Here is a 23,509-nt window from a genome sequence, read left to right as displayed (position 1 = left end):
TTTATGACACCAGCAACTTCATTAATTCGCTACCATAATCATCTAACTGCTGAGCTTCTAGCTCTAGCTGCTCATCAAGATTTAAATAGGCTTGGGTCGAGGTGTCATTTTGTTCAGCAGAGCTAGAATTCAGCTCGGTTAAGTCAAGATCAAGCTCAAGAACGCGAGTATCACCATTTACGTCGTGAGCACTGATTCTTATATTTACTCGTGTTTCACCCGCAGGTGGATTGATCGAAATCTCTCCGGTCGCAGCATTGACCGTAACCCATTCTGGCAAAACGCTACCGTCTGCAAGTGTGGCAGAGTAATTCAGTGCGCCAAGATCATCCGAAATAGAAATATTGATCACTTCGGCCTGTGTCGTTAACGTCGCAATCGATAAAGAAGATGAACTAAGTGTAGAATCATTACTGAAAACAACTTCGCCAGTTTGGTTTACATTCACTGAGATACGATTTAGCGACGCATCAGCTGTATTTGTGGACTGAGCTGGTTGAGCTGCAACAGGCGCAGTTACAGCTTGAAAAGGTGTTACGACAGGCTCGGTAACTTCAGCGTTCTCACTCACAAAACCACTGTTAGCTGATTGTTGGTCTACGACCGTTCCTGCAGGCAATTGCCCTATATTAATATCAGGGTCAGGTGCCTCAAAACCAGTCGAAGGAGCACTCGTTGAAGCGGTTTGAGTGACGGCAGGAACTGAGGTACTTACTGGAGCTGGTTCCAATACAATATTAAAAGCAGTACTCACTGCACCACCATCAGCTTCTGTTGCCGTCACCGTAATAACGCTCGTTCCCACCCCAGCAGTTGGAACCCCTGAAATCTGACGAGTTGAAGCATCGAAGCTTAAACCACGAGGTAAATTGGCAACCGTCCAATTCAAACTATCAGTTTGACCATGATCTAAATCGGCAAATAAATTCGCAGGTAACGTAATCGGGTCAAAGCGTAAGCTCAATGTCCCCTCAGCATTAGGAATGCTATTTTCAACCGTTGGCGTATCATTGCTACCCGTTACAACAACAGTCACATCCTGACTTGTACTAGTCGATTCATCATCCGTAACAGTAATTGTAAATACAGCGGTTACTGTCTCTCCTTGACGCAAGAAATCGATGTCTGACTCCGCCAACTCATACGTCCAATTAACGGCACCAGTATTAGTATTACCAACAACATTCGTGATACTAAAAGCATTTTCAAATATCGTTTGTTGAACTGGCGTTAGTACTAAACCAGTGATTCCATCAGCGGCTAAATAGCTTATCGACTTCGTCGCTTCCGCAGCGGTTGGGCGATCGGTAAGATCCAGATCCGCGAAGCTAATGCTGCCGGTATCAGAAAGCACGGAGCCTTCGGTAATAGCAGCATCCACATCGACAACCGTAATCACTGGCGTATCATTGCTGCCGGTGATGGTCACGGTGACATCTTGAGTATCTGTTTCACCTTCATCATCGGTCACCGTAATAGTGAAGACGGCGGTAACCACCTCATCTTTACCAAGGAAGTTGAGATCAGCTTCCGCGATGTTGTAGCTCCAGTTCACCGTTCCGTCATTGGTATTAGTGTTGACGTTCTCAATGCTGAATGCCGCTTCAATCGCTGCTTTCTGAGTAGCCGTTAACGTTAGATCCGTCGTGCCGTCTTGCGCTTTAGCCGTTACAGACTTGGTCGCTTCCGCAGCGGTTGGGCGATCGGTAAGATCCAGATCCGCGAAGCTAATGCTGCCGGTATCAGAAAGCACGGAGCCTTCGGTAATAGCAGCATCCACATCGACAACCGTAATCACTGGCGTATCATTGCTGCCGGTGATGGTCACGGTGACATCTTGAGTATCTGTCTCACCTTCATCATCGGTCACCGTAATAGTGAAGACGGCGGTAACCACCTCATCTTTACCAAGGAAGTTGAGATCAGCTTCCGCGATGTTGTAGCTCCAGTTCACCGTTCCGTCATTGGTATTAGTGTTGACGTTCTCAATGCTGAATGCCGCTTCAATCGCTGCTTTCTGAGTAGCCGTTAACGTTAGATCCGTCGTGCCGTCTTGCGCTTTAGCCGTTACAGACTTGGTCGCTTCCGCAGCGGTTGGGCGATCGGTAAGATCCAGATCCGCGAAGCTAATGCTGCCGGTATCAGAAAGCACGGAGCCTTCGGTAATAGCAGCATCCACATCGACAACCGTAATCACTGGCGTATCATTGCTGCCGGTGATGGTCACGGTGACATCTTGAGTATCTGTCTCACCTTCATCATCGGTCACCGTAATAGTGAAGACGGCGGTAACCACCTCATCTTTACCCAAGAAGTTGAGATCAGCTTCCGCGATGTTGTAGCTCCAGTTCACCGTTCCGTCATTGGTATTAGTGTTGACGTTCTCAATGCTGAATGCCGCTTCAATCGCTGCTTTCTGAGTAGCCGTTAACGTTAGATCCGTCGTGCCGTCTTGCGCTTTAGCCGTTACAGACTTGGTCGCTTCCGCAGCGGTTGGGCGATCGGTAAGATCCAGATCCGCGAAGCTAATGCTGCCGGTATCAGAAAGCACGGAGCCTTCGGTAATAGCAGCATCCACATCGACAACCGTAATCACTGGCGTGTCGTTGCTGCCAGTAATAGTAAAGCTCACCGTATCGGTAGCTGTGGCATTTTGACTATCAGTCACGGTAACCGTGTAGCTAAAGGTGATCGTTTCACCCGCCCCCAAGAAGTCTAGGTTGACATCGTTCACCGAGTACGACCAATTAACTGAACCTGGTGCAGCTTCACCAGTACCACCAACATTAAAGCCTGCTACTAATTGAGAGGCTAATGTGCTATCGATTGTGCCAGCTGACCAAGTGATGTTGTTATCGCTAGCAAAGGTGACATTGATCACATCCGTATCATCAATATCGGTAAAGCTCACCGTACCTGTGTCCGACAAAACCTGAGCCGAGGAATCACCCACTTCGGTAATAGAGGTTGCTGCTGTCGCCGTGACGTCTGGAGCATCATTAGTGCCGGTAATGGTGAAAGTAACTGTATCGGTGGCTGTGGCATTTTGACTATCGGTCACAGTAACCGTGTAGCTAAAGGTGATCGTTTCACCCGCCCCCAAGAAATCTAGGTTGGCATCGTTCGCAGAGTACGACCAGTTTACCGCTCCCGGCGCAGTTTCATTAGTACCAGTAACATCAAAGCCTGCCACTAGTTGTGACGCTAACGTGCTGTCAATCGTACCAGCAGACCAAGCGATGTTGTTATCGCTGACGAAAGTCACGTCAACCACATCCGCAGCATCAACATCTTCAAAGGAAACGCTACCAGAAGAGCTTAGATCCTGAGCAGAAGCATCGGCGGATTCAGTCATACCAGATGGATCATTGGAAGATTGTGTTGGATTGTCATTGACACCATTAATAGTGATCACCAAAGATGCGGTATCCGTTAAAGCGCCTTTATCAGACAGGGTGTAAGTAAAGGTGTCAGTTATGGAAGAGCCTGCCTGCAAGCCCTGGACTGTGGTATTGCTATTATCGATGACGTAGGTGTAAGAACCATCGGAATTTAATGTTAGGGAGCCGTAGCTACCAGTCAACGCTTGTCCAACCGTACCAGCAGTACTACCAAATTTCACTACGGATACCGTTTTGGTATCCGTTGCATCCACGTCAGTATCGTTGGTCAGTACATTTCCCGTAGCATTGCTACCGGCAGTGCCGTTGCTTACGCCACCCGCCTCTGTAGCCGAGCCCGTGTCGTTATTCGCCACTGGTGTTTCGTTCACATCGACTACGCTCACCGTGACGGATTGAGAAGCATCACTGGTACCCGCTTTGCCATCAGACGCCACCACATTAAAGCTGTAGCTAGATTTGGTTTCGTAGTCGGAGCTGGTTTTTAGAGTTACTTCCCCTGTGCTGCTATCAATATTCAGCAGATTAGCGTCTGTACCTGTTAGGCTGTAGCTAATGGTGTTGTTGGCAGCAGTGCCATCCGCATCGGTTGCGGTCGCCGCGTAGATCACCGTGCTGATTTCCGCATTTTCGGCCACACTACCCGTTTCACCAGAAGTAAAGCTTGGCGTGTTGTCGTTCACGTCAGTGATGGACAAGGTTACAGCCTGCTCGTCACTGCGCATGCCATCGGATGCGATCACGGTAAAGCTGTAAGAGGACTTGACTTCGTAATCTGCTGAGGCTTTCAGTTCCACTTGACCGGAATTAGCATCAATAGTGAATGCGTCATGATCCCCGGTGGCTTTAAGTGAATATATGATGGTGTTATATGATGCCGAGATATCAGCATCAACAGCGTTAGCATCGTATACAACTTCTGTACTGTCTGTATTTTCAGCCAACGATGCCGTAGCTGATGAGCTAATTTCAGGATCATTATCATTAATATCCTGTACCGCGATAGTGACAGCCACATCACTAGATGCCTGCCCGACTACATCGGTCGCTACGATATTCAGGGTGTAAGCGGTCACCGTTTCATAATCGAGCGCATCTGCGCCAGCGCTAGTTAAACTTAATACTCCGTTGTTATCGATAGCAAAGTAACCCGACTCGTTACCGGATTGAATACTGAACCCGCTCACGCCATTGGCGTCGGTGGCTTTGACCTGACCGATAACCGTACCGGTCGCCATACCTTCATCCAGATTAAAGCTCTGAGAAGCGGTAACAACAGGGGCGGTATTGTCAATAATTAAGCTGTCACCCGAAGTAAATCCTGTGCCGTTGGCATTACCCGCGGCATCAGTAATTCCCGTACCGGACGCATTTAGATCGAGACGCAAATTGCCGTCCCCAGAAATACTATTCACTGTCACTTGGTAAGTGGTACCTGAACCGATAACCGATGCCACGGTGCCGGTTCCACCAGACACACTGAAATCACTGAGGTCAACACCTTTCACTGCTTCATCAAAGCTAACCGTAAAGGTAGCGGTATCTGCTGTGATTACTTCCGCACCATCGCGGTTGATCGCAGTCACACTTGGCCCAGCTGTATCCCGGGTAACTTGCTGCCCAGTTATACCACTACTAATGGCATTGCCAGCGATATCCGTAATCCCCGTGCCTGTGCTGTTCAGATCCACGCCCACGGTGCCATCTGCGCTCAACCCAGTCACCGAGACGGTGTAAACCGAATCCGACACCTTGGTGACGCTACCAATCGAACCGCCCGTTGCGGTGCCGGTTAGGGCAAAGTCAGCCGCATCCACACCGGTTATCGCTTCGCTAAATACAGCGGTAAAGGTCGCTGCACTGCCATTAATTCTATCCGCGCCAGCACGAACAATCGCCACACCCGTTGGTGCTGTGGTATCGATAATAAAGGTTTCGCTATCCCCGGCTGTCAGTGCGTTGCCAGAAGTATCTGTGATGTTAGAGGTATTCAACGTCAACACATAAGTGCCCGCCGTCGCAGTCACCGTGGATAGGTCCAACGTATAAGCACTACCGCTACCTGCAACCGTTAAACCACTTATATCCGCGTTGACACCACCTAGCGTCAACGTGAAATCACTGATATCTACACCAGTGACTTGCTCACTAAAGTTGATGGTGACAGTACCCGCATTCGGCTGAGTAGGATCCGCCACATCCACAATAGCAACCGTCGGTGCAGTGGTATCCACGGTGCCGGTGGTGAAGTTGTAAGTCGTGTTATCGTTCACCGCCGCAATGCCGTTATCAGCGCTATCTTTCAACGCCCCTGCGGTTAACTGCACCGCATACTGATTGGTAGCGATTAAATTCGCGGATGGATTAATGGTTAGCTTATTGCCCGAAACGGAAAGCTGACTGGCGTGATTGGTCACATCAATGGTAACCGAATTCGCGCCATTCCCCGTAATATCATACAAGGTAATAGTACCCGTACTACCTAAAGTGACATTTTCATCAAAGGTGATCTCGATGGAATCTGCCACCGATACTCCAGTACTGCCATCCGCTGGCACCACGGTAGAAATCGTTGGAGCCTGACCATCGGTTACCGTAATAGTGAAGGCTTTCTCATAGGTGGCATCGCCATCGTTCACCTGTACACGGATGCTGTAATTGCCAGCAGGCACATTCGCACGGTCCGTCACACGCAGGTTGGCGCCATCAATATTAAACTTACCGTTATCCGTATCACCAGTGCCCGCAACTAGGGAGTACGTAAAGCTCTCCCCCGTATCCGCATCGGTAGCCGAGAAGCTACCAACCACCACATTAGTAGAGCCTTCGGAATGGCTAAATGCCGCATCCGATAGACTAATATCCGTCGGTGTATCGTTGACTGAGGTACTTACCACCGTGGTGGTGTTATCCGTACCATTGGCGGTGCCATCGTTTACCGTAATGGTAAAGGTCGTGGTCTCGGTTGAGCCGGGAGCAACACGATTATCCGCTGGGTTATATGCCAACTGACGTAACGCCGCTTGAGCAGACGCTATATCAGTAGAAGCTAATATATAAGAACCACTGCCCGCATCAGTAAAACCAGACCCCGTCAATGAAGCTGCAGTAAAGGCCCCTTTCGCCGCCGTATCCAATGCCACCGTCACCGATACATTAGTACTATCCACATCGTCCAAAACCACATTACTAAATGGCGTCGCAGTGGCAGAGTCATTGACGGCTTGACTGGCTGATGCGCCAGTAATGGTTGGCGCATCATTTACGCTGGTAATATTGATACTAACCGTTGGGTTAGAAGCCAAGGAGGCTGAATTCGCGTCGCTAGCACTAATAGTTAGGGTTGCAGCACCATTACCGCTGATATTATTCGCGCCGGTATATTGAATGTTTGAGGCGGTGTCTAAGTAAGTATTGATAGCTGTAGCAGAACCAGACAACGTAATGGTTTTGCTATCGACCAAGGTTTCGGTGACGCCACTTCCAAAACCGCTGCCATCAACCGGCGATGAGAAGCTACCATCGTCGATAGACAGGGTCACTGTCAGATTGTCATTATCTACATCCGCAAATACCACACTAGAAAGGTCTATGTTAGAGGCCGTGTCCTCCGTAACCGTAATGGTTGATGGAGCATTGGCTACCGTAGGTGCATCATTCACATTGGTAATATTAATATTCACCGTTGGGGTAGATGCTAGATTCGCCGTGCCATCGCTAGCACTAATGGTTAATGTGGCAGCATTGGTACCGGCAGCATTCGTCGCACCGGTATATTGAATATTCGAAGCCGTATCTAAATAGGTATTAATATCCGCTGCGCTACCTACTAAAGTGATAGTCGTTGCATTGACCAGTGTCTCAGTTACTCCCGCGCCAACGCTAGAACCATCAGCAGGTGTAGAGAAAGTTCCATTATTCACCGACAAGGTGACCGTTAAAGCGTCATTGTCACCATCGGCAAAAGTCACGGCTGAAAGATCAATATTAGATGCCGTATCTTCTGTTGTAGTGATAAAAGTTGGTGCGCCGGAAATCGTCGGGGCTGCGTTACTTGCCACATTTAAAAATCGTAATTCAATATCTGCCCCAGAAGCTTTTTCGGACGATGAATCTGTCCATGTCGTAACAAACCCGCCGCTCTCTAGTTCAGTTATAGCTTCATTACTTTGATTCCCATACCGATACTGGTTTATCTGGAACTGCTCTGAATCTATACGATCACCATTTGTATCAAAACGCATTGCTTGGACGGATGTTCCACTTCCATCAATATTTCCCTGAGACCAAGTAACAATATAACTTCCATCTGATAAAACAGATATTTTAGGAGTGTCAACACTATACTGACCACTTACCGTTGTATTCGTGACAGTAGCAGTACCACTACTTGTTCCATCGGCGTTGAACTCTTGAGTGTATATTCTCTCTTGATTTGAATCTGCCCAAGCCAACACAAAACCACCGTTACTCAACGAAGCAATAGAATGGAAAGTAGCTGTGTCTCCAATAGGGGTATCAAACGTGCTTTGTACCGGCGCGCCATCAATAATAATATTAATACCTTCCCACGTACTAGCATCACCAACTGCTACGACTTCCTGACCTGAGGTCAGTATTGTAGAAACTGGAGAGTAACCTTTTGAGGAAAAAGTACTCGTTGCACCGACCTGACTTCCATCAGAAGAAAATACCGCTTTTTTTAGCGTCTCATAATCATTGAGATTCCAAGTAATAGTAAATTTACTGCCATCGCTACTTGAACGAATGTCTAAAGGAGAGTAATTGTCATACTCACCACTTGCGACCGAAATTTCTGATCCTACACTACCATTTTCATCAACAACAACAGCGAATATGTTGTTGGACGTATCAACGTATGAAACAACAAACTTACCATCAGAAAGAGCGCTAACTTCAGGCTTCAAGGTAATATCGTTATCTATAGTAAAACTACTACCCTGCTTACTCCCAACAGAGTCGTAGATTTGTCCATAGATACCTCCATTGCTATTATCATTCCAAACGACAACTACATTTCCATTGGATAACTGAGTCACATCAGAATAGTCCTGATTAACAACGTCCGATACAATGCTGTTGACATTTACCTCGTCTTCAAATCCTAGATCATCTGACGCCCCTTTGACGACAAAACTAAATGTCTCCTCAAGTCCCTGTCCTGTAATAACGCTACCATCGCTGTTCCTCTGATATACATCTGCATAAGAGACAGTAATGGAAACTGTTTCACCTTCTGCTGGTATGAGAGAAGTGTCAGTAATAGTGATAACACCCGAAGATGCATCCAATGCGAAGAGACCAGAGTGAGATTGACTAGTTAATTCATAGTTTGCGCGAATGCCAGTATCGGTAATAGAAGCACTCCCAACGTAGCCTCCATTTGGTGTATCTGAGGCAAGAACACCACTCGTATTATCGAACCCCAAACTTGTCGGATAATTATCGATTTTCATAAAGAAGGTAGTACCAACATTATTCGATGATACTGAGGCGACTTTGTATCCAAATTTGATACTTTGACTAGGGTCATTCGTAGTCGTTGACACCCACTTCCATATTTTTCCAGTTACCGATATGTAATTCACAGAACTCGAGGCAATATTATAAGTAGACCAGTTAGCTCCATTATCTGATGAATATTGTAGATATCCATTTGCCGTACTAGCATCCCATAAAGCGATCTCTGTTATCTGACCGTATTCCCAAGACGTACCGTTATAAGCCCGGTCCTCACCCCAAGTGAAGTGATAACTATCTTGTCCAGGATGTACATAGAGGTATCGAGTAGTTACTTGATCTTCCGCCAAAGTGCCTTTGAATGAATCGAGTGATACGACACTCTCAATTGTCCCACTCGTAACTTCCAACACCCAATCCCCACCAAGCTCAGCCGAGCCGGTCAGGTCATCCGATGCGGCGATATCCGCACCGGTAACTTGGGCAAGTTGGTTGATAAAGGCGATGCCGGTGTCACCTTGGGCGACGTTACAGCCGTAAAGCAGGATGTCGCCGTTGTCGCTAAGGGCATTGCTCCACGCCGCAAAGGTGGCGCTATTTTGGTTAAGGGCATCGGCAGAAACGGTTTCCGCGCCAAGGTAGATTTCCCCTACACCACCGTGGGAAAGGATATGCAACGCATCTAAATCGTTATAGTTAGCAAGGATTTCGCTGATTTGCTCCACCGCCGAACGGGAACCATCTAGCAACCAGATATCCGCCTCTGGGTTGGCAGTTTGTGCGTGTTCCACTAAGCCCGGTATACGGGAATCCACAATGATCACCTGTGTGGCATCGGCAACGGATTGTTCTAGCAAGGTGCCTTCACGGTTCAAGTCTATAATGGCATCAAGTTGTGCTTGGGTCAGAGCCCCTTCGTTTAGCAAGGTGCCGGCGATGGTATAGCTATCACCAGAGGTAAATTGTGCTGTCGATGCTTGGCTAACTGCATCGGTTGCAGAGCCAGTGAAATTCAAACCAACGGTTTGACCGATGGTGCCATTCACACCACCTACAGTGACTTTGAAGACTTTACCATCGGCGCTGGAAACGCTACTTACGCCGGTGTTGGTGGCATTGCCGGTGACTTCAAAGTCAGTTGTCGCCACGCCGGATACGGTTTCACTAAAGACCACGGTAAAGACCACGTCAGTGGCAGTACCCGCTTTCACTTGGTTAACCATACCACGGCTAATGCTGGCAACCGTCGGCAAGGTATTGTCGATGGTGTAGCTTTCATCCACGCTTGGCTCAGTGCCAGCAAAGCTATTGCCCGCCGTATCGGCGATATTTTGTCCAGACTTGAAGTTGAGACCCAGTGCGCCATCGCCGGTAATGCTGCCGACGGTGACTGTGTAAGACGAGCCAGAGCCGGTCACGCCGGTAATGGTTCCGGTCACATCGCCAGAGATTGCAAAGTCTTCAACGCTGACATTTGCAACGGCTTCGCCAAAGGTAACATCAAAGGTCACGGTATCGGCGGTACTAAGCGCCGCATTGGTACGAATAATGGCCGTGGCAGTCGGTGCTGTGTTGTCGATGGTGTATTGCTCAGCGACGGCGCTCGCAGTCGTTGCCGTTAACGCTGTACCGGCACTATCGGTTACCGTCGCAGCGGATTTCAGTTGCACACCCAATGTGCCATCACCAGCGACACCATTCACGGTAATCACATAGCCATTGCCGGTACCTGTCACGCTGGCGATACTTGCCCCCGTCGCGGCAGTGCCAGTTAATTCAAAGTCATCGGTTAATAGGCCAGTTACGGTCTCGCTAAATACCGCCATAAACTGCACGGAGTCCGCGTTAGTAGTGGCGCTATCTAGGCGGTTCATAGAAATCAGTGTTGGTGCTACTGTATCGACAGAGTACACTTCATCATCCGCTGGCTCTGCGGTCGCAAGGGCGTTACCCGCCAAATCGGTGACAGCATGATCGGACTTCAAGTTAAGCCCTAGGGTGCCAACACCCGAAATACCGGTGACATTAACCGTCAAGTTATTCGTGCCAGAGCCAGTAATGGTGCCGATCGTGCCCGCTACTGTGCCGCTGGTATTCAGCTCAAAGTCACCCGCCACTGCATTGACCGCTTCATTAAAGGTCAAGGTAAAGCTGGTCGTTGTGCCGGTGATCACATTGTCGTCAACTCGCTGAATCGACAAGAAGGTCGGTGCAGCGGAGTCGGTTACGCCGGTGGTAAAGTTCAGAGTCGTGTTATCACTAATACCGGCAAAGGCGTTGCCGACGCTATCTAAAATCGCCGTATTCTCTACTTGAATAGCATAGCCAGTGGCTTCAGCCAAATCTGCTGTCGGATTAATGGTCAGCGTCGAACCAGAAATACTCACCTTGTCAGACGAGGCGATATCAAAGGTTTCCACCGTGTTACCGGTAGTAGTATTAATCAAGGTGATATTGCCCGTGCCTTTGCTAATGGCTTCACTAAAGGTCAAGGACAGATCACTGCTTGGGGCGATATTGGTCGCCCCATCAGCAGGAATGGAGCTAGCTAGGGTTGGTGCCGCATCCACGGTGATGGAGAAAGTCTCGGCAAAGGTACCACCATTACCATCACTGGTTTGCACACGTACAGAATACGTGCCGTTAGCCAGCTGTGTTGGATCATTGGCACGTAGCTCATTACCATTGATATTGAAGGAAGCATTATCGGTATCGCCAGTACCTGCCACCAAAGAATAGGTATGACTATCAGCAGAGTCAGCATCGGTAGTACTTAGGGTACCCACTACCCCATTCACACCGTCTTTATGCAAGACAGTACTATCACTCAACGCGATTGCTGTTGGACTGTCATTGGTAGCGGTAATGGTAACCGTTGATGTTTGACCAGTTAAATTAGTGGTATCGACACCATAGTTTGTTGAACTGTAAGTACTTAAACCGCCAGTATCTTGAATTTGGGTCAAGCTAAATACGCGCGTCGTTGCCCCGGACTGGGTTGGGTCGTCATTGCTATTGGTATAAGTCATGCCATCTAGCAGTGTTTGAGCATTAGCCGGGGTGATACCTGCCGCTTTGGTTAAGGTTACCGTTGCCGTTGTTCCTGAAACCGAGACAGAGTAACTCATGCCATTAGTCGTGGTCGTTCCAGTCGAACCATCTGTTAGTGCAATACTAGAGCCATCGACTCCCACAGTTTCATCTGCACCATTGACAACATTGGTCACTGTAAAGGTTAACCCTTTCACCGCGTCTGCGCTTTCAATTACATCGATCGCAGTACCAGAAAATAGACTGACTGCCGTACCGTTTTCCGTAAAGGTTGCATTAGAACCAGTCACCGTTAAAGTTGGCGAATCATTGGCTGGGTAAATGGTATAGCTTTGGGTGGTGGTATCAGACCAATCTGTGCCATCACTTAAACGGAACGTGATATTCCGAGTATTCAAAGTACTATTGTCTGTAGTTGGATTGTCGGAACCTGTCCAAACGACCGCTTGACGAATCACGTCTTGAACTTTGGTCGCCGTGTCTGCATAAAACGTAACTTGAGTTCCATCAGAATAATTACCTGGATTGGTTACCACGCCATTGTGGAATACTAGCTCCATTTTGGCATTCGCTTCATCCCAATTGGTAGTAGCGATTGCCTCATAAGCCGAACCATTCCAACGGTAAACAATACCTTCATCACCTTTATATGCGACATCATGCTGTCCATATGTACCAAATACAGACAAATAGTCTCCTGCTTGCCTACTAGCAACAACGACCTCAAAAATAAAGCCGTTGTAATTCGCTGGAGCATCAACATCTGCAAAAGAAAAGCTGTTGGCTACGTAAATGGGATAGCCTTCGACCTGGCCGATATCCCCTAACCCCGAGATAGTTGGTTTGTCATTCACTCCGGTGATATCAATATTCACCGTACCTAATGTTGGGTTAACCGTGCCATCGTTAGCATTAATGGTTAAGGTTGCAGCGTTATCTCCATTGGCATTAGTTGCACCGGTATATTTGATATTTGAAGCTGTATCCAGATAGGTATTGATGTTGGCGGCGCTACCAGCAAGGGTTAGCGCTGCCGTACCAGAACCACCGATTGTTACACCACCGCCAGAGGTAGCGGCCAGTGTTCCAGCAGAAGCGGTTAAGGTGACTGTGAGGTTACTATTCTCGGCATCAGCAAAAGTGATGGCAGACAAATCCACATTGGAAGCGGTGTCTTCGGTCACGGTAATATCGGTTGGTATGCCGGTGGCAGTTGGTGCATCATTTTGCGGTGTGACGGTAATCGCAAATGATTGGCCAGTAATCGCCGAAACACTATTTTCTAAGCCATCCTGAACACTGAACCCAAAGCTGTCACTGGTGGTTTCTGAGCCATCATGTAGATATTTAACTCGGTTATTATTGATGTCATCTTGGGTGAATATGCCATTAATAGCCAACGCAGATTCGGCGTTGTTGATCGTGCCGCTATTATCCGCGTCGATCCACACCGAACCATTGGAGGTGCCCGAAGTGATGGTGTACGTTAGCCCAGTACCGGAATCATCTGGGTCGGTGGTGTTAAGTAGAGTGTTTGCAATGGTGCCAGCTGCGCCTTCATTGACGGTGAGGCCAGTATTGGTGGCGACTGTAGGTGCGTCATTTTGAGCCGTAACGGTGAAATTAAAAGTTTGCCCAGTGGTTTCTGCGCCTTCACTATCAGCGACTTTAAACCCAAAAGAATCACTGGTGGTTTCGCCGCCGTTGTGTATATAGACGATTTTGCCGTCATTAATATCTTGCTGAGTGAAGCTGGTAATGGCAGAACCTGAATTATCGGTATTTTCTAATTGACCATTCGATAAGGCAGAGGTAACGGTATAGGTAATAGCTGTATCTGCATCCGAATCATCATTAAAATCCAACTCGGAAGCTGTAATCGTATCGGTTGCGCCTTCATTTAGGCTAGAACCAGTATTGGCATTTGAGGTGGGCGCAGCATTTGATGGCGCAGCAGGCTCAGGATTAACTCCTGATGGTAAGTTAAATGATTGAATGTATAATTTACTTACGCCTGACGTACCAAAATTATTACCAAAATTGATTGTTACGGACGTAGTCGGACCTACACCCGAACTAGAATTAGGACCATATATAGCATTATAAAGATTTGTATAAGAAAAAGTTGTTGGATCATCGCCAAAGGCCAACGAACTTCCGTTATTCCATGACAACAATGGCTGTGCGATACCATTATCAACGACCTTTGTTGTCCAACCAGTCCATGTAAAACTTGTTGAGCTCGTAAAAATAACATTTGTTCTGCCATTATTAGCAGTATTGTTATTTTTTATTACAAAAGCATTATCTTTTATATAAGCTTCGGCATCTGCGGCAATGGTAAGGGTATAGCCCCTATAGGTATCACCAGTCGAAAAAGTTTGATCAGCCCCAGTAAACGTTAATGTACCTAACGTACCGTCAAATGGTGAAAAATCAGAAGCAATTCCCAAGAAGTTAAAATCGATTGAACCATAACTTTTTTCAAGATCCCAATCCCCGCCAAATTCTGCGTTCCCCGTTAAATCATCGGAGGCGGCAATATCGGCTTGAGTCACTATCGCCAAGTCTTCAATAAATTGATAGCCATTATCCCCTTGCGCAACATTACAGCCGTACAGCAGGATATCCCCTTCGGTGGTTAGGCTACCTTTTATCAGCTCAAGGGCCTGGCTGAAGCTATCGAGAGTATCGGAGTTAAGCGTGTCGGTACCTAGGTACACTTCCCCTTCTGAGCCGTGGGAGAGGATATGCAAGGCGTCAATGGGCTGCATATCTTTTAACAGGTTGGCCAGTTCATCCAAGCCATCCCCTTGACTGCCACTCAGTAGCACCACTTCCATACCCGCATCGGTAGCTGCATCGACTAGTGTTTGGTAGTCAGCGATGCCGGTATCGACCACAGCGACTTCATGGCGGTCACGACTGGTATCTTTGGTGGTAGTAGTTGGGGCTACGGCTTCGGCGATTTGGGTTTTCGTTAACTCGCGGAAGTCATTGTCCGTCAAAGTAGCCGTTGCTGTGGCGACAGCGGCACCATCAAGCAGTAATCTCTGTTCCAATGCGGTAATAAGTGACTTACGCGCGATTTTTTTTACAGATGGTTTATGGTTTCTTTTACTCATGATGATGCCTCTACTTGGCTGTCTTTATGCTTTGCAATGGTGCTGTCTGTTTAACTCAGTTGGCTCAGGCGTCACTTTGATCCGTGGCCCGCTTTGCCGCGATCACGTTGGCCTGACTGGCGCCTAAATCCCGCCAGAAGTCCATTCCCTGGAAACGCTTAAACAAGTCCGGTGGTAAAATGGTGCGACGGCTTTCAATCGCCACTTTCGGACGGACTTTATGAAGTCCACTTGCGCCAAGCGCTTCATCAAATTCCGGCGCATCAAACTCCACATTGTTGAAATCGTGCTCAAAGTAGGGTTCGCCGATAAATTCATAAATCAATGGCAAGATTTTCTCCGGGGCTTTTGCCAGTAGCTCGTATTCCACAATCAATAGATTTTGTGCTTGCTCGCCGTAAAAGGCTTCTTTCAGTCCGGTATAAGCACGACCAATAATGCCTTCATGCTGCATCATGGCTTCGGCGCGACTATAAACGGAACCGGTACCTTGGCCGAATAAACGAGTAAAGTGATAAGGGTTATCTCGAGACTTGCGCTCTAAGCTATCCACTACCCACGGCAGTTCCCGCACGCAAGCAATAACCTTGGCTTGGGGATGTAGCGCATTGAGCAGCGGCATTTTAGTCGTCCAGCCACGGTTGGTGTCGAAAATCACTTCCTTCTCATTACCGGCATAAAAGGAGTCGAACAAGCCACCCAGCACAGCTTCACGTTGACCATCTTCTAACGTCAGGGCGATTTCACTACCGGGACTCATCATTTGCATCGTACCGTTTACTAGGGAGCCCAAACCACTGGTCATGGATGCGTGAAAACGGGGGTTTTGACGCAAAATTGCTGCAAGTAAGGTCGAGCCTGAACGGGGTAAGCCGGATATAAAGTGATACTGTTTAGTCATAATGTTTGTCCATAGATATTCGTTGCCAATCGCTATTGCCCATGTAACTGAGGGACGCTGTGCAGGATCTGTTGCACCAATGTATCCACGGCATCGGTACCATTCACCGAAAAATGCGCTCTGTTAGCGTCAAACGGTAAATCTAAGCCACTCACGTTAGCGGTTGGTGTACTGTAAATTTGTTTACTGTCTCGTTGTTGACACACCTGAAGAGGCGTGTTCACGTAAATCATCATCACATCCTCTCCTAAGACACTTTCTACGAACTGCTGATCCAGCGCAGTAGGCGTCATAAAAGAGGCTAAAACAATGATATTCTGTCGTAGTAAAAGGCGACAGGTTTGCGCTGCCCTGCGAATATTTTCTCGTCGATCTTGTTCGCTGTAGCCCAAGTCTCTGGACACTCCCTTGCGAAACTCGTCGCCATCTAGTGTGATATGGACAATGCCGCGCTCGTGGAGAATATTGCTAACGCCATTGGCAAGCGTGGTTTTACCCGCACCCGATAAGCCATAAAACCAAAGGCAAAATGGCTTTGTCATCGTCCAAACCCTGCCACCACACTCATCCCCGGTAGCACTTTATCTGGCACGCTTTTTACGGCGGCTTTGAGCTGTAGGGTTTGGCTGGTGGGGTCGATGCTAGGGCCAATATGGGTCAAGGTCCCTTGTAAGGTTTGCCCCGTTTCTTCCACTTTTAGTGTCACCGCTTTGCCGGTTTGTAACCACGCCATCCATTCTGCTGGGACGATGATGTCCGCTTGCAGTTGGCGCTTATCGACAATGGTGAGCAACGGCTGTTGTTGCTGCACCACTTCGTAATTCTGGATATCCAGTTGTTCTACAAAGCCCGCAAAAGGAGCTTTGATTTTGCAGCGCTCTACATTGAGCTTGGCGATACGATGTTCAGCTTGGACTTTCGCTAATTCCGCTTCAGCGATGGCGACTTCTAGGGTACCAATGGAACGCAGTTGGTTGAGCTGTTTGGTATTATCCAATCGAATCTGCGCGACTTGGACTTCCGCTGCGACTTTATCGGTTTGCGCTTCAAACAAACGGCAGTCTAAGGCCAGCAGTGTTTCACCTGCGCGAAAACTCTCTCCCATTTTTTTGGGTACGCTGATCACTTTTCCTGCCAGCTCAGTTGAAAGCATTGCTTTATGCGAAGCAACCAAAATGCCACGAGCGCTCACATCTTCAGCGGAGTAAACTCCCGATGGCAATAAAGCACCACATAAAGCAGTTACAGCGAAAGCATGACGGTGTATGCCCAACATGGCTTAACCTTCGCTCTCTTGTGCTTGTTTGGCCATATAAGCAGATTGCATGGCTTCTTCACTAATTGTCTCAACATTGCCTTGCTCCCACTGGTCAAACATGGTTTCAAAAGCTTGGGATAACGAATCAATATCCATGGCACCAAAGCCACTTGGTAGTGGGTCAAGTCCCATTGAAACAAGAATTTTACCAAAGCCATTTTGCAAATCTGCGTAGGCAACATCGCGGCGAAGCTCAGCCAATAGCGTGTTAAGTTCCTCACGGATGACGGTTAACTCGCCAACACTTTGTGAAGCGCGACTAGCATCCATCTGAGTTTGAATGCGGCTTGCTACATCTAAGTATGACAAGGCTAAGTCATAACCTTGTTGAGCCTCTGAGAACTCAATATTGGCAATGTGTACTTGAGAGACAACGGCCATAGAAGTCGCAAGAGCTTGTTGCTTTGATGCCGCCATTTTTAAGTCGTTCAACTTCTCAAGCTTGCCATAGCGGAACACATTCATCAGGTTCCAATTGACCCCCATACCAGCACTGACCCAGTCGTTATTTCTCAAATAATCTGAGTCGTTATAGTAGACACCTGTATTTAAGCTGAGACTTGGAAACAATGTTAGGAAGGCTGAATCAACTTCGTCTTTAGTAATACGCTCTTTATATTGCGCTTCAAGTACTTCTGGGCGACGAACAAGAGCTGTACGCGCCATATCTTCGATCGTTAAGTTAAACTCAGGGATTTGAAAATCAGGAGAGTGCACATCCGCTAACTCAAACTCCTCTGCAGGGTTAAGGCCCATCAGGGTGGCAAGCTCAGCCTTGGCTGGCATTAAGTCCTTTCGTAGATCTTGCAAAGTGCGCAAAGTTTCAAGCAGGGAGCGCTGGTAAGTCAGTGCATCCATTGGTGACTGGGCACGCATTTGTTCGATTCGCGCTGAGTCCGCTAGTGCAGTGCGGGCTTTGATGATCAGTGGCTCGATTTTTGTTAATAATCGCTCAGCTGAAACCGCTCTAAAATAGGCATTTCGAGCTTGCTGCATGATGGTATGAACCACCTTACGCTCACGCTCTTTGGCAATAAGGAAACGGTCTGCTTGTTGCTTTGATCGGTAGTAAGAAAGTCCGAAGTCTAACACATCCCAGGTGGCACCAATGTTCGCATTAACGTTGCGTTTATCGGAGGACACAGAGTAACTCGGATTTGCACCTAATTCATCCGGCTCGTCATCAGTAAAGCTTACGGATGCTGAAGCAGCGTAGTTGTTACGATAAGCATAGCCTGCTTGAACTGCTAGCTGAGGCAGCATATCAAACTTATCAACAGCCAATTGACCTTGTGAAACCACCGCTTCAAAGGCCTTTAGTCGTGCGTCACGGTTATATTTAATAGTACGAGCAAATGCTTCGTTTAAATCGATGGCGTGTGTAACCGGGGCATAATCTCTAGCAAGCAGGTCATTATTTTCCTCAGCATTCGCCATAACGTCCTGCTCTGTAAGGCGGTTAGGTGAAACTGAACATCCGGCTACGGTTGCAGCCACCAATACAGCGATGAGTGTTTTGCCTAGAACTGGGCGAATAGCCATGACATCTCCTTCATGAAAACTGCTTTAAAATAATTCTGTTATTGAAGCCAAACCTATTGAGTGAACTCCAATGTCACACGACGATTTGGCTGGTATATTTCTTTCAAGGAAGCCAATGACATTTGTTGGCTTGACGGGGGTTCTGCTACCTTCAAGTTTTCCTCACCATGGGCGTACACAGTGATTCGACTTGGATCCACACCGTATGACATGAGGCGCGCTTTTACAAAACTAGCTCGTTGCTTAGATAAATTAAGGTTAAAGCTATTTGAACCAATAGGGTCCGTGTATCCATGCAAGGCGACTTGGACATCCGAATGATCCAGTAAATAATCTACGATAGAAGATAAATTAATATCTGCAGTGGAGAACTCAGAAAATCCGAATAGGATTGGGTTAACGAGAGGAAAGGAGTCGACTAATTCATCAACTGACTCTTCTGAGTTTGAAAGCGTCTCAGCGGTGGCGATGCTTCCTGAGTATTCAGGCAAAGCCGCGGCACAACTTGTGTATTGTTTATTACAATCCAGTGCAGCGACATCGTTTTTCTTGGAGGTACTGCAGCCCGTTATGATTGCAATGCTTGCCAAGCATATAGCAGTCTTACCCACAATTGCCTTAAATCGAAATTCCATATCTAATTTTACCTTTTGGAATAATTAGACAAACTTACTATTCCCTTACAAAAAAGATTAATTTAGATAAATAAGAGCAATTAAGCAATAACTTTGCAGAAAAAAAGATGATCAGTATCGGCTAAGCCTCATAAAAAACTCTAATAGCAAAATCACAGAACATTTTTGTTAGAGACTTTCCAAAGTACAAAAACAATAAAAGCCCTATCAAAGAGCTTTTATTAGAAAACGACTGATATAAAAAAATGGATCAAGCGCTAGTAGTGTGCTCCAGATTGTCGAGCATTTCTTGGGTAACCAAAACAATCCCATCATCATTTCGATAGAAACGCTTTGCATCCGCAACAGGATCTTCACCGATAATAGTGTTAGGCGGAATTTTCGTATCGGAGTCCACAACAACGTTCGTCAGCTGGCAATGTCTGCCAATATCACATCGTGGCAAAATGACGCACTTATTAACGTGAGAGTACGAGTTCACTCGAACATTGTTGAACAAAATAGATTGCTCAACCGTTGAACCTGAGACAATACAACCAGCCGACACAACCGAATTTAAAGCCGTGCCAATACGCTCTTCATAGTTGTAGTTAAATTTCGCCGCAGGGCGCTGATAATGCGTCGTACGAATAGGCCAAGACTCATCGTATAAGTCTAATTCCGGCACCAGTTTGGTTAAGTCCATATTGGACTCCCAGTACGCAGTCAAAGTCCCCACATCACGCCAATAAGGTTTATCAGGGTAACTATCATTAGGAATACAACTGTTAGCAAAATGGTGAGCTTTTATCTTTGAACGCCCAACAAACATAGGAATAAGGTCTTTACCAAAGTCATGACTTGAATCACAATCTTGTGCATCACTCATGAGATTTTCTCTCAAGAACTTCGTGCTAAAAATGTAGATCCCCATGCTCGCAAGAGAGACGTTTGGATTGCCAGGCATGGTCGGTGGATTGGAAGGCTTTTCTTCGAAGGCAATGATATTATCATTTTCATCGACATGCATTATGCCAAATTGGTCCGCTTCTTTAACCGGTACTTCAATGCAAGCCACCGTCACATCTGCTTGATTTTCAATGTGTTCTTTGAGCATCACACTGTAATCCTGACGGTAAACATGGTCACCCGCTAAAATTAATATGTACTCGCTGTTTAGCTCATCGATCATTTTAAAATTCTGATAGACAGCATCAGCCGTACCACGATACCAGTCTTCTCCTGTTTGCTGTTGTGCAGGCCATAACTCTATGAATTCATTGAAATCAGAGCGCAAAAAGTTCCAGCCGCGCTGAACATGTTGATTCAAAGTATGTGATCGGTATTGCGTGAGGACCGCAATTTTTCTCATCCCTGAGTTGATGCAATTCGAAAGCGGAAAATCGATTATTTTATACTTACCAGCAATAGGAACCGCTGGCTTCGAACGGTGGTTAGTGAGATGTTTCAGTCGTGATCCCCGACCTCCCGCTAAAATAAGCGAGAGAGTACTCATACGCGCGGCATTCAAATCCATATATCACCCTTACTATTTTTATCCGAGCCTCACACTACATTAGGCATTTATTAGGTATACTCTGGTCATATTACTAAATCAATACGAAAGCTAAATTATGAAAGTACTATTTGCTTCATCTGAAATTCACCCATTAATAAAAACTGGCGGGCTTGCAGATGTTGCAGGCGCACTCCCCATTGCTTTGAGAGCCAAAAACATCGACGTAAAGCTGATCATGCCAGCTTATAGTGGCATTTTAGAAAAATTACCACCGGTACAAACCCGCCGTAATTTAGGTAACCCATTCTCGGTTGGTGATTTGATTCTTTTAGAAACCTATCTACCAGATAACAACACGCCTATTTACCTAGTTCAATGCCAAAGCTTATTTGAGCGTGAAGGAGGCCCCTACCTCGACTCGCACGGAAACGATTTTGCCGATAATGACATCCGCTTTGCTGCATTCTCTTGGGTGTGCGCGATGATCACTCAGTATGGCCACTTGATCGACTGGCAACCTGACATTCTGCACTTGAACGATTGGCAAACCGGCTTTGCGGCTGCGTACCTTGCTGCTTGGCGCCTAGAACATCCTCCTGTCGTAACCACCGTCCATAACCTTCGCTACAACGGCAGCTTTCCGATTGAACAGTTTGATCGTGTTCGACTGCCACATGATTTATTGAGCCTACATGGCATGGAGTTTTATGGACGCTACTCAGCCCTGAAAGCAGGCCTAGTTTATGCCGACGCCATCACAACAGTTAGCCCGACGTATGCCAATGAAATCCTAACTCCTACCTATGGCGATGGCTTAGATGGCACACTAAGAGCAATCCGCCACAAACTGTCTGGCGTGTTAAACGGTGTGGATTACAACGAGTGGTCTCCAAGCATTGATCCATACATTCCTACTCACTATGACCTTCACAGCATTGACCAAAAGCTGCACAACAAGCTAGCGCTGCAACGTGAAAATGTCCTTCCTGAGAACCCTAAGGCTCCGGTATTTGGCGTGGTGAGCCGACTAACCGAGCAAAAAGGATTAGATCTCATTCCCGACGCTATTGAGTCTGCTCTAGAAAAGGGTGCAATGTTCATTTTGCTTGGTTCTGGTGACAAAGCACTAGAACAACAGTATTTAGCTTTACAGGAACGATACCCAGATCAAGTCAGCATTAGAATTGGCTACGATGAAGCCTACTCTCATCGGCTCCAAGCAGGTATCGACATACTGTTGATTCCATCTCGATTTGAACCCTGCGGACTCACCCAGCTGTACGCTTTAAAATACGGCACTCTGCCAATTGTTCGCAGCACCGGCGGACTTGCTGATACCGTATTTGAGGAAGGACAGCATGCAAATGGTTTTGTATTTCAGCATGCCAGCACTGAAGATTTGAAATCCGCCATCGAACGCTCATTGGTAGCTTTCAATGACCTTGAAGGATGGCGCATAAAACAGGTTCAAGCCATGTCACAAGATCATAGCTGGGACCGAGCAACGGCGACTTGGATTAACTTATACCAGTCACTATTAAACGCTTAAAATGAAAAAGGCCGCTATACACATAGCGGCCTTAAAACATGACTCAGATAAGCGAAATCACTTAAAGTTTGCTTGATCCTTCGCGCCATTCTGTTAATGCATCCATTAGCACTTTTTCAGGCACTCCTTTATCCACTATGTCACGAAGCGCTGCGGAGATTTTCGCTTTGATTTCTGGGGTGTTGCAAGGTGACATATTTGAAATGGTTAAAAATAATCCCTCACTACTTAATGCAGGTTCCATGGGTAATACAAGGCCTTCAAAGCCAAGTTTTTGAACATACGCAGTAGCGGGGTTTTTTTCATATAAAACATAATCCGCCCTACCAGCATTCAGCATAGAAAGGGCTTGCTCTAAGCTGGCGACAGTAAGCAAATTCAAATTTCGTTTGGCGTACTCATCAAACTCTTGACCAAAGCTATTATTAATTACTGTTACCCCCCAGCGCCCTTCCAAATCACTCCACATTTGATAATCAAAAAGAGAGGCTGAAGATTGCCAAACTACACTCTTGGTAAACATCATGGCAGGTGTAAAGTACTCCATGTAATCGGCTCTTTCTGAGGTATAAAAAGCGCCCGCCATTAAATCAACCCTTCCGCTACGAACTTCTTGTTGAGAGCGGGACCATGGGCCGACATAAATGGTTTCTATAGGAATCTCGATTCTTTTGCTGACTTCAGCCATTAAATTAGCAACGGCGCCATGCAATTGTGTGCTTTGATCAACTTGCCATAAAAAAGGAGGGTACTCTGGGTTACCTGTTGCTTTAAGCGAAGCGCAAAGGCCATCCTGACTGTAGGCAGGCACTATAGAGCCCAAAAACAGACCAACAATAATGAAAGATGTAAGCAAGGACTGAACAGCAGTGCCTTTAGATATTTTTATCCGAGCCATTTTTTAAGCACATCACTTTCTAACCATTTATTTACAAATAAGACCAAATAAATGCATATTTTGCAAAACTATTTACACATAATGCTATGCATATCAGTTAATTACAGGCT

At 46.8% G+C, this 23,509-nt stretch carries 9 protein-coding genes; 1 reads left to right on the top strand and 8 read right to left on the bottom strand.

Translation table 11 applies throughout. From position 1 onward, the window contains the following. Position 1: 1 nt before the first annotated feature. The 7 genes from ACXAC1_RS13245 to glgC all read right to left on the bottom strand — a co-directional run bounded on the left by ACXAC1_RS13245 (position 2) and on the right by glgC (position 20,970). Positions 2–15,058 (bottom strand): DUF4347 domain-containing protein, encoded by a 15,057-nt coding sequence (locus ACXAC1_RS13245; RefSeq protein WP_475061999.1) that lies wholly within the window; start codon positions 15,056–15,058, stop codon positions 2–4. A 64-nt stretch (positions 15,059–15,122) separates the two neighbouring features. Next, positions 15,123–15,959: a sulfotransferase family protein gene (locus ACXAC1_RS13240; RefSeq protein ID WP_475061997.1), complete on the bottom strand. Its 837-nt coding sequence runs from the start codon at positions 15,957–15,959 to the stop codon at positions 15,123–15,125. A 32-nt stretch (positions 15,960–15,991) separates the two neighbouring features. Further along, the gene (locus tag ACXAC1_RS13235) at positions 15,992–16,501 is read right to left on the bottom strand and encodes an adenylyl-sulfate kinase (RefSeq protein WP_475061995.1); all 510 of its coding nucleotides are present in this window, start codon (positions 16,499–16,501) and stop codon (positions 15,992–15,994) included. Then, positions 16,498–17,235 carry an efflux RND transporter periplasmic adaptor subunit gene (locus tag ACXAC1_RS13230; RefSeq protein WP_475061994.1) on the bottom strand — a complete coding sequence of 246 codons (738 nt, stop codon included), beginning with the start codon at positions 17,233–17,235 and terminating at the stop codon, positions 16,498–16,500. Before ACXAC1_RS13230 ends, ACXAC1_RS13235 begins: the two co-directional genes overlap by 4 nt. A 3-nt stretch (positions 17,236–17,238) precedes the next feature. Next, on the bottom strand, positions 17,239–18,819 hold the full coding sequence (locus ACXAC1_RS13225) for a TolC family protein (protein WP_475061992.1): 1,581 nt from the start codon (positions 18,817–18,819) through the stop codon (positions 17,239–17,241). Positions 18,820–18,872: 53 nt separating this feature from the next. Then, positions 18,873–19,454, bottom strand: coding sequence for an OmpA family protein (locus tag ACXAC1_RS13220; RefSeq protein ID WP_475061990.1), 582 nt, complete (start codon positions 19,452–19,454; stop codon positions 18,873–18,875). A gap of 250 nt (positions 19,455–19,704) precedes the next feature. Then, on the bottom strand, positions 19,705–20,970 hold the full coding sequence (gene glgC, locus ACXAC1_RS13215) for a glucose-1-phosphate adenylyltransferase (protein ID WP_475061988.1): 1,266 nt from the start codon (positions 20,968–20,970) through the stop codon (positions 19,705–19,707). Positions 20,971–21,067: 97 nt separating this feature from the next. Here glgC and glgA point away from each other — a divergent pair, with 97 nt between their 5' ends. Next, entirely contained in the window at positions 21,068–22,501 is a 1,434-nt protein-coding gene (glgA, locus tag ACXAC1_RS13210) for a glycogen synthase GlgA (RefSeq protein ID WP_475061986.1), read from the top strand. A 61-nt stretch (positions 22,502–22,562) separates the two neighbouring features. On the opposite strand, the gene ACXAC1_RS13205 is transcribed toward glgA, so the two are convergent. After that, positions 22,563–23,399: a substrate-binding periplasmic protein gene (locus tag ACXAC1_RS13205; RefSeq protein ID WP_475061985.1), complete on the bottom strand. Its 837-nt coding sequence runs from the start codon at positions 23,397–23,399 to the stop codon at positions 22,563–22,565. Positions 23,400–23,509 lie beyond the last annotated feature (110 nt).

This window comes from Marinomonas sp. AWM4_232 (assembly GCF_056158325.1).
Note: the sequence above shows the minus strand (reverse complement) of the source record. Positions and strands in the feature narration are given on the sequence as shown.

Bases quoted from the DNA above. Each gene is read 5' to 3' on its own strand.
- ACXAC1_RS13245 (WP_475061999.1), bottom strand. From the start codon at position 15,058: ATGAGTAAAAGAAACCATAAACCATCTGTAAAAAAAATCGCGCGTAAG.
- ACXAC1_RS13240 (WP_475061997.1), bottom strand. From the start codon at position 15,959: ATGACTAAACAGTATCACTTTATATCCGGCTTACCCCGTTCAGGCTCG.
- ACXAC1_RS13235 (WP_475061995.1), bottom strand. From the start codon at position 16,501: ATGACAAAGCCATTTTGCCTTTGGTTTTATGGCTTATCGGGTGCGGGT.
- ACXAC1_RS13230 (WP_475061994.1), bottom strand. From the start codon at position 17,235: ATGTTGGGCATACACCGTCATGCTTTCGCTGTAACTGCTTTATGTGGT.
- ACXAC1_RS13225 (WP_475061992.1), bottom strand. From the start codon at position 18,819: ATGGCTATTCGCCCAGTTCTAGGCAAAACACTCATCGCTGTATTGGTG.
- ACXAC1_RS13220 (WP_475061990.1), bottom strand. From the start codon at position 19,454: ATGGAATTTCGATTTAAGGCAATTGTGGGTAAGACTGCTATATGCTTG.
- glgC (WP_475061988.1), bottom strand. From the start codon at position 20,970: ATGGATTTGAATGCCGCGCGTATGAGTACTCTCTCGCTTATTTTAGCG.
- glgA (WP_475061986.1), top strand. From the start codon at position 21,068: ATGAAAGTACTATTTGCTTCATCTGAAATTCACCCATTAATAAAAACT.
- ACXAC1_RS13205 (WP_475061985.1), bottom strand. From the start codon at position 23,399: ATGGCTCGGATAAAAATATCTAAAGGCACTGCTGTTCAGTCCTTGCTT.